Annotated in this window: 1 protein-coding gene and 1 pseudogene; one reads left to right on the top strand and one right to left on the bottom strand. The window is 55.6% G+C overall.

The features are described from left to right. Positions 1–270: response regulator (locus A6A04_RS02240; RefSeq protein WP_068489633.1), on the top strand; the 270-nt coding region annotated here is incomplete at its 5' end. Between the two features lie 165 nt (positions 271–435). Here the strand turns inward: A6A04_RS02240 and A6A04_RS23570 are convergent. Further along, positions 436–519 (bottom strand): annotated as a pseudogene (locus A6A04_RS23570) (NrdR family transcriptional regulator); the annotation flags it as partial. Positions 520–608 lie beyond the last annotated feature (89 nt).

Below are 608 nucleotides of genomic sequence, written 5' to 3' on the forward strand. Positions count from 1 at the left end.
ATGGATGGTCGCGAAGCCAAAGAGATTGTCGAGCAGAGCCGCCCAAATCTTATCCTTTTGGATATCCAGTTGCCGGGAGTTTCCGGCCTAGATATCGCCCGCGTACTGAAGGAAGACGCTGAACTTCAAGCGATCCCGATCATCGCGGTAACCGCGTTTGCTATGAAGGGTGACGAGGAGCGAGTCCTTGAAAGCGGTTGTGACGCTTACCTCGCCAAGCCCATCTCAATTGAAAAGCTCCTGAACAAGGTGACGGAATTCTTGGGGTAGCTGCCTCTGCAGCGAAGGGGCTTCCAGGGGAAAGTAACGGGGATATTGGCCAATACCTTGTAGACTTATCGTCATGCGGCTTTAGTCATCGCCTTGCCGTCCCATCTTCCCCAGGAAATCGCCAAAATCCTTGGCTTCGCGGAAGTTTCGATACACCGACGCATAGCGGCGGCGAATGGAGGCATTGTCATCGGTGGGGCGGGAATCCTTCACCTGGGTGTCGTCATGTCCGCAAAAAGGACAACGCATGCTCGCCTCCCCTGACCGGCCCCCAATGGCGGCTCCAGATCGAATGTTAGTGAAGCATGGTTGATGTTGCCTGGCCAGGGGCGACGGAG

The organism is Paramagnetospirillum marisnigri, assembly GCF_001650715.1.
GTDB lineage: Bacteria > Pseudomonadota > Alphaproteobacteria > Rhodospirillales > Magnetospirillaceae > Phaeospirillum > Phaeospirillum marisnigri.